Annotated in this window: 5 protein-coding genes and 1 pseudogene; 5 read left to right on the top strand and 1 reads right to left on the bottom strand. The window is 63.5% G+C overall.

What is annotated here, in order from left to right:
• Both I5W_RS02635 and pbpC read left to right on the top strand, forming a co-directional pair.
• Window positions 1-1,309: pseudogene (locus I5W_RS02635) on the top strand (alpha-2-macroglobulin); the annotation flags it as partial.
• Window positions 1,309-3,585 carry a penicillin-binding protein 1C gene (gene pbpC, locus I5W_RS02640; protein ID WP_044528065.1) on the top strand — a complete coding sequence of 759 codons (2,277 nt, stop codon included), beginning with the start codon at window positions 1,309-1,311 and terminating at the stop codon, window positions 3,583-3,585. The pseudogene I5W_RS02635 and the gene pbpC, both read left to right, overlap by 1 nt.
• Here the strand turns inward: pbpC and I5W_RS02645 are convergent.
• Window positions 3,582-4,478, bottom strand: coding sequence for a LysR family transcriptional regulator (locus I5W_RS02645; RefSeq protein ID WP_044528066.1), 897 nt, complete (start codon window positions 4,476-4,478; stop codon window positions 3,582-3,584). The genes pbpC and I5W_RS02645 overlap by 4 nt on opposite strands.
• Window positions 4,479-4,647: 169 nt before the next feature.
• On the opposite strand from I5W_RS02645, the gene speB reads away from it, so the two are divergent.
• The 3 genes from speB to I5W_RS02660 all read left to right on the top strand — a co-directional run.
• Complete coding sequence (gene speB, locus I5W_RS02650; RefSeq protein WP_044528067.1) at window positions 4,648-5,598, top strand: agmatinase; 951 nt, start codon at window positions 4,648-4,650, stop codon at window positions 5,596-5,598.
• Between the two features lie 11 nt (window positions 5,599-5,609).
• Window positions 5,610-6,503, top strand: a complete 894-nt coding sequence (locus I5W_RS02655) for a sugar phosphate isomerase/epimerase family protein (RefSeq protein ID WP_044528068.1) — start codon at window positions 5,610-5,612, stop codon at window positions 6,501-6,503.
• 2 nt (window positions 6,504-6,505) lie between these two features.
• The coding region (locus tag I5W_RS02660; RefSeq protein WP_044528069.1) for an isopenicillin N synthase family dioxygenase at window positions 6,506-7,261 on the top strand (756 nt) is incomplete at its 3' end.

The following is a 7,261-nucleotide window of genomic DNA, read 5'->3' on the forward strand; positions in this document are numbered from 1 at the left end:
CTACTACTTCCCGCCCAGCGACAGCGGCGCGCGTCGTGGCAGCGATACACTGACGGCCTACCTGTTGGCCGCCACCAACGAAGCCGGCTACGCCATCCCGCAAGCCAGCCGCGACAAGATGCTCGATGGCCTGGCCGCCTTCGTCGAGGGTAAGGTCATGCGCGAGTTCTGGTCGCCGCAGAAAGACCTGGACGTGCGCAAGCTGGCCGCGCTGGAAGCGCTGTCGCGCTACAACCGCGTGCAGCCGGCCATGCTGGGATCGCTGCAGATCAATCCCAATAGCTGGCCCACCTCCGGCCTGCTGGATTGGATCGCCATCCTGCAACGTGTCAACACCCTCCCCGAGCGTCAGAAGAAGCTCGATGAAGCCGACCAGATCCTGCGCGCCCGCCTGAACTTCCAGGGCACGCGCATGGGCTTCTCCAACGAAGAGGGCGATTACTGGTGGTGGTTGATGAGCAGCGCCGACGCCAACGCCAACCGCCTGATCCTGCTGGAGCTGAACAACCCGGCCTGGCGCGAGGACTTGCCGCGCCTGGTGGCCGGCGCCATCGGCCGCCAGCAGCGCGGCCACTGGAGCACCACCACGGCCAACGTCTGGGGCAGCCTGGCGCTGGAGAAATTCGCGCGCAAGTTCGAATCCGAACCGGTCACCGGCACCACCCGCGTCACGCTGGAACAAGGCGGCGCCACCAGCGCCACCCAAAGCCTGGCCTGGAGCGGGGCGGCCAATGGCGGCAAGCTGCAATTGCCCTGGCCGCAAGACAATGCCCAGGCCGGCAGCGTGCGCTTTGCGCAAGAAGGCAACGGCAAGCCCTGGGTCACCTTGCAAAGCCTGGCCGCCGTCCCCTTGGCGCAGCCTTTCGCCGCAGGCTACCGCATCACCCGCAAGGTCGAGGCCATCGAGCAGAAGCAGGCCGGTGTTTACACTCGCGGTGACGTCTTGCGCGTGACGCTGGACATCGATGCGCAAGCCGAGATGACTTGGGTAGTGGTGAGCGACCCGGTGCCGGGCGGCGCCACGCTGCTGGGTTCTGGTCTCGGGCGCGACTCCACCATCGCCCAAGGCAAGCAGGATGCCCCCCGCGATCGGGGCATGGGCTGGCTGGCCTATGAAGAGCGCAGCTTCGAAGCCTATCGCGCCTACTACGAAGCCATGCCCAAGGGCCGCACCAGCATCAGCTACACCGTGCGCCTGAACAATGCGGGTGAATTCAACCTGCCGCCCACGCGGGTAGAAGCGATGTATGCGCCCGAGATGTTCGGTGAAATCCCCAACGGCAAGCTCGTCGTGAAGGCGGCGCAGTGATGCGCATGACCACATGCAGCGTGCGGCCCGGTGCGCTTGTTTCGATGAGCGCGCTGGTGCTGGCCTTGCTGATACCGACTGCGGCCAGTGCCGTCCCCTCCTTCAGCGAAGTGCAGCGCGACTTCCTGCCCTCGGAGGCCAGCCTGCTGGACCGCAATGGCGAGCTGTTGCAGCGCATCCGCATCAACATGGATGAGCGCAGATTGTCCTGGGTCAAACTGGAAGATGTCTCGCCCGCCTTGCGCCATGCACTGATCGCTTCCGAGGACCGACGCTTCTACCAGCACAGCGGCATCGACTGGAGCGCCGTGGCGGCCTCGGCCTGGGGCAATCTATGGAATACCAAGACCCGCGGCGCCTCCACCATCACCATGCAGCTGGCGGGTTTGATCTATGACAATCTGCGCCGCAAGTCCGGTGCGCGCTCGCTCACGCAGAAGGTCTCGCAGGCGTGGATTGCGCAATCGCTGGAACGCTCCTGGCGCAAGGACCAGATCCTGGAAGCCTATCTGAACCTGGTGGCGTTTCGTGGTGAGCTGGTCGGTGTCCATGCGCTCTCGCGCGTGATGTTCGGCAAGCACCCCAGCGGACTCGATCAGGGCGAAGCGGCCATCGCCGTGGCATTGATCCGTGCCCCCAACGCCACGCCGCGCCGCGTGGCCGAACGCGCCTGTGCGATCCTGAAGGAAGAGGGCGCTGCCGAGCAATGCAATGGCATGGATGGTCGCACCGAACTGGCCCTGGCCCGCGTCTCGGCCAAGCGCGATCTGCCGGGTACCAGTGATGCCCCGCAACTGGCGCCCCACTTGGCGCGCAAGCTGCTGAGCGCGCCGGGACAGCAAGTGCGCTCCACGCTGGATGCCCCCTTGCAGCGCTTCGCCGCGCAAGCCCTGCGCCATCAACTGGCCGGATTGGCCGACCGCAATATCGAGGATGGTGCCATCATCGTCATCGACAATACCAGCGGCGAAGTCCTGGCCTGGATCGGCTCCAGCGGCAGCCTGTCGGCTGCGGCCAATGTCGATGGCGTGGTCGCGCAGCGGCAGGCCGGCTCGACCCTGAAGCCCTTCCTCTACGAACTGGCCATCGAAAAGAAATGGCTGACGGCGGCCTCCCTGCTGGACGATTCCCCCGTCAACCTGGCCACCTCGGCCGGACTCTACATCCCGCAGAACTACGACAAGCAATACAAGGGCCTGGTCAGCTTGCGCACTTCATTGGGATCGTCCTTGAACATCCCCGCCGTGCGCACGCTGGTGATGGTGACGCCCGAGCGTTTCTTCCGTCGCTTGCAGGCGCTGGGTTTCAACCTGCGCGAAAGCGGCGATTATTACGGCTACAGCCTGGCGCTGGGCAGCGCCGACGTCACGTTGGCCAACCTGGCCAATGCCTACCGGGTGCTGGCCAACCAGGGCCGCTACACGCCCTTGCGCACGCGGCTCGATGAAGCGCGCACCCCAGCGCGCACCACGCAAGTGATGGACGCCGATGCGGCCTACATCGTCGGCGACATTCTCTCCGACCGTAGTGCACGTGCGCGGACCTTCGGCCTCGAGAATGCGCTGTCCACGCGGATCTGGACAGCGGTCAAGACCGGCACCTCCAAGGACATGCGCGACAACTGGTGCGTCGGTTATTCCTCGCGTTATACCGTAGGGGTATGGGTCGGAAACGCCTCCGGCGCGCCGATGTGGGACGTCTCCGGTGTGACCGGCGCGGCACCGGTGTGGCAGGAGCTCATGCAATATCTGCATGAGCGTGGCCGCGAGGGCGGTCGTGATGTGCGCAATGCGCCTCCCGCAAAGCCTGCCGGCGTGCAGGCGCAGGCCATCCGTTACGAGCAGGATGTGGAAGCGGCGCGCACCGAATATTTCCTGCCGGGCACGGCGCAGTCGGACATCCGCATCGCCCAAGCGCGCCAGATACGGCCCGCCATCACCTATCCCACCGCCGGCATGTTGGCGGCCCTGGACCCGGACATCCCACCGGCGCGCCAGCGCATCCGTTTTCGGGCGCAGGGCGCACCGGTGGGCAGCCGCTGGATGCTGGATGGCAAGCTGATGCCGCAGGAAGTCATGCAGGCGGGCAGGGTGATGGCGCAGAAGGTCAGCGCCAATACATCGGCCACGGGGGAGGAAGAACTGGGCTTTGACTGGATGCCTTGGCCGGGCAAGCATGTGCTGGTGTTGCAGGACAAGGAGGGCAAGCTGCTCGATAGCGTGCGATTTGAAGTCAGGGGTGCGGTGGCGCGCCCGCCCGCCGCCCACAAACCTTAACGCTTGCTGCCCCGCTTGCCGGTCTGCAGCAGTTCGCGCATCGCCTGCAACGGTAGTTCGCGGCTGCGGCCCCGGCGCAGCACCAGCGAGAACTGAGATTGGTAGCCAAATTCGGACGGCAGCAAGACCTTCAGCCGTCCCTGATCGACCCAGGACTGGGCATAGTGTTCGGGCAGATAGCCGATGTAGCGGCCCGACAGGATCAGGATCAACTGCGCTTCCATACTCTCCACGGTGGCCACGCTGCGCTTGAACCCGTGCCGGCTTAGCTCGGTCTGGCTCCAGTAACTGCGGCTGACCACATTGAGTTCGGAGACCACCGAGGCGCGCAGATTCCTCTGGTGAAAACACGGATGGCGGTCGCTGCAGTACAGCCATTGCTGCTCGCGATAGAGCGGCTGATAGACCAGGCCGTTGGCCTTGGCGGGGAAAAATCCAACCGCGATGTCGAGCTCATTGTCGAGCAAGCCCTTCTGCAATTCGTAGGGGCTGCGAATGAGCAGGTTCAGGTGCATGGCGGGGTACTTGCTGGAAAATACCCCAATGGCCTCTGCCAGCGGCAAGGAAGGGTCGGTCACCGTGGTGTCTAGCACCCCCATCTTCAATGTGCCACCGAGTTCGCCCTTGAGCGACTGCGTATAGCGCTCGAAACTGTCCACCTCACCCAGCACGCGCAGGGTTTCCGAGAGCAGCAACTCGCCCTTGTCGGTCAGGGCAAAGCCGCCACGGCCGCGCCGGCAGACGGTGAAGCCGACGTCGCTTTCCAGCTGCGCCATATAGGTGCTGATGGCGGAGGTGGTCAGGTTCAGTTCCTGCTGGGCCCTGGCAAAACCCTGGTGGCGTACCACCGTGGCGAATATCCGCAATAACTTGAAATCAATGCCTGGCGTCATGGAAAAGTCGTCGGTAGGGTTGGCGCGCCGGATCGGCAGCCGGCGGCTGACATCAGTTATGGATTTTAACAACTTATTATTTAGTTACAGCTATCTTTTGATAACTATTGTCCATTGTATAGTTGCCCCATCGCAGCATGATGTTGCTGCCAGATCAAGGGTGTACGCAATGTCCAAAGTCTTCCACCAACCCCAGAGCGGCAACGACATGCCGCGCTTTGCCGGCCGCTCCACCATGATGCGCCTACCCGCGATGGACAGCGCCGAGGGCCTGGATGCGGCCTTCATCGGTGTGCCGCTGGATATCGGCACCTCCTTGCGCGCCGGTACCCGTTTCGGTCCGCGCCAGATCCGTGCGGAGTCGGTGATGATCCGCCCCTACAACATGGCCACGGGCGCGGCACCATTTGATTCGCTGTCGGTCGCCGATATCGGCGAAGTCGCCATCAATACCTACAACCTGCTCGAATCGGTGCGCGTCATCGAGCAAGCCTATGCCAGCCTGCTGGTGCATCCGGTCATTCCGCTCACGCTGGGCGGCGACCACACCATCACCTTGCCGATCCTGCGCGCCATTGCGCGCAAGCATGGTCCGGTCGGCCTGGTGCACGTCGATGCCCACACCGATACCAACGACGACATGTTTGGCGAAAAGATCGCCCACGGCACCACCTTCCGTCGTGCCGTGGAAGAGGGCTTGCTTGATTGCCAGCGCGTAGTGCAGATCGGACAGCGTGCGCAAGGCTATGCCAGTGGCGATTTCCAATGGGGCGTAGATCAGGGCTTCCGCCTGGTGCAGGCCGAACAATGCTGGTATCGCTCGCTGGTGCCGCTGATGGAAGAAGTGCGCGCACAGATGGGCAGCGGCCCGGTCTATCTGAGCTTCGACATCGATGGCATCGACCCGGCCTGGGCACCCGGCACAGGTACTCCTGAAGTCGGTGGCCTGACGTCCATCCAGGCTCTGGAAATCGTGCGCGGATGCCGCGGCATGAACCTCATCGGCTGCGATCTGGTGGAGGTCTCGCCACCTTATGACCTGAGCGGCAATACCTCGCAGCTCGGGGCCAATCTGCTGTACGAAATGCTGTGTGTGCTGCCCGGAGTGACCTACCGTTAAGGGGTTGCCGTATGGAACTGAAGATGTTGCGCTCCACCTGGGGCGTGCAAGTGCCCTGGAGCACCTGTGTAGCGCAGCTGCGCGAGGCCGGCTGTACTGGCCTGGAAGCGCGCCTGCCCATGGTGGCGCAAGAGCGGCGGGTATTGCGCGATCGCCTGCGGGCAGAAGCGCTGGACTATATCGCTACCGTCTTCAGCGGTGCGGACGTGATCCCGCGTCAGGCTGACGGGCCAGAGGTGCATTTGCAGCACCTGGCCCGGGCCTTCGATGCAGCGGCGCAATTGAATCCGCGCTTCGTGAATCTGCTGGCCGGCAACGATCGCTGGCCCTTGTCCGAGCAAGTCGATTTCCTGGGCCGGGCGCAGGCATTGGCCGATAGCGCTGGCGTGTTCTGCAGCTTTGAAACCCATCGTGCCAGTTCGCTCTACAGTCCATGGGTCACGCTGGACATCGTGCGCCAGTTGCCACAACTGCAGTACACCGCCGACATCAGCCACTGGGTGGTAGTGTGCGAGCGTTTGCTGGACGATCCGCTGGATGACCTCACGCCGTTTCTCCAGCGTGTGCACCATGTCCAGGCGCGCGTGGGCTATGCCCAGGGGCCGCAGGTACCCGATCCGGCCGCGCCCGAGTATGCACCCGAGCTGGCCTTTCACCAGCGCATCTGGGAGACGATCTGGGCCCTCCAGCACAGCAAAGGCTATGTCGAGACCACACTCACGCCCGAGTTCGGTCCAGATGGCTACCTGCATCTGCTGCCCTACACCCGTAGCCCGGTGGCCGATCTGTGGCAGCTCAACCGCTGGATGGCGCAGCAGGAGCGGGTGCATTTCGGGCGTTGGTCGCGGCAACACGGCGTTCTCTCTTCGTCACCGAAGCAGTATCAACCCACGTCAGGACATTGAACATGCACATCGGACAACGTAATTTCACGGCCTTGCCCGTGATCGATATCCGTGGTCTCTACCACGATGCGCTCGCACAGCGCCAGGCGGTGGCTGATCAGCTCGGTGCGGCAGCGCGTGATGTCGGTTTTTTCTACATCGTCGGCCACGGGATTGATCCGCAACTGATCGCAGGGCTGCGCGCGGCCAGCCGTGATCTGTTTGCGCAAGAGATGCAGTGGAAGATGCGTTACTACATTGGCGACTCTTGGGGCCACAAGGGCTATGTGCCCGAGGGCGAAGAGGTCTATTCCAAGGGCCGGCCCGATCACAAGGAAGCCTTCGACATCGGCTACGAGGTGCCAGACGATCATCCGCTGGTGCTGGCCGGTACACCCCTCATCGGCAACAACAAATGGCCCGACCTGCCTGGTTTCAAGGAAGTCGTTTCCCGTTATTACGAGGCCGTGTTCGCCCTCGGTCGCACCTTGTTCCGTGGCTTTGCCCTGGCGCTGGGGCAGAGCGAAGATGCGTTTGAATCCCTGGTGACCTGCCCGCCGTCGAAGCTGCGCCTGATCCATTACCCGGTCGACACCGAGGCGGTCGATGCGCCAGGTATCGGTGCGCACACCGATTACGAGTGCTTCACTTTGCTGCTGTCGGATCAACCCGGCCTGGAAGTGATGAACGACCAGGGCGCCTGGATCGATGCACCGCCCTGTTCAGTGGCGGGTGAAGAGGCCTTCGTCATCCATATCGGCGACATGCTGGAAGTGATG

Source organism: Herbaspirillum sp. B65, from assembly GCF_000333555.1.
GTDB lineage: Bacteria > Pseudomonadota > Gammaproteobacteria > Burkholderiales > Burkholderiaceae_D > Herbaspirillum > Herbaspirillum rubrisubalbicans.

Bases quoted from the DNA above. Each gene is read 5' to 3' on its own strand.
- I5W_RS02645 (WP_044528066.1), bottom strand. From the start codon at position 4,478: ATGACGCCAGGCATTGATTTCAAGTTATTGCGGATATTCGCCACGGTG.
- I5W_RS02655 (WP_044528068.1), top strand. From the start codon at position 5,610: ATGGAACTGAAGATGTTGCGCTCCACCTGGGGCGTGCAAGTGCCCTGG.
- pbpC (WP_044528065.1), top strand. From the start codon at position 1,309: ATGCGCATGACCACATGCAGCGTGCGGCCCGGTGCGCTTGTTTCGATG.
- speB (WP_044528067.1), top strand. From the start codon at position 4,648: ATGTCCAAAGTCTTCCACCAACCCCAGAGCGGCAACGACATGCCGCGC.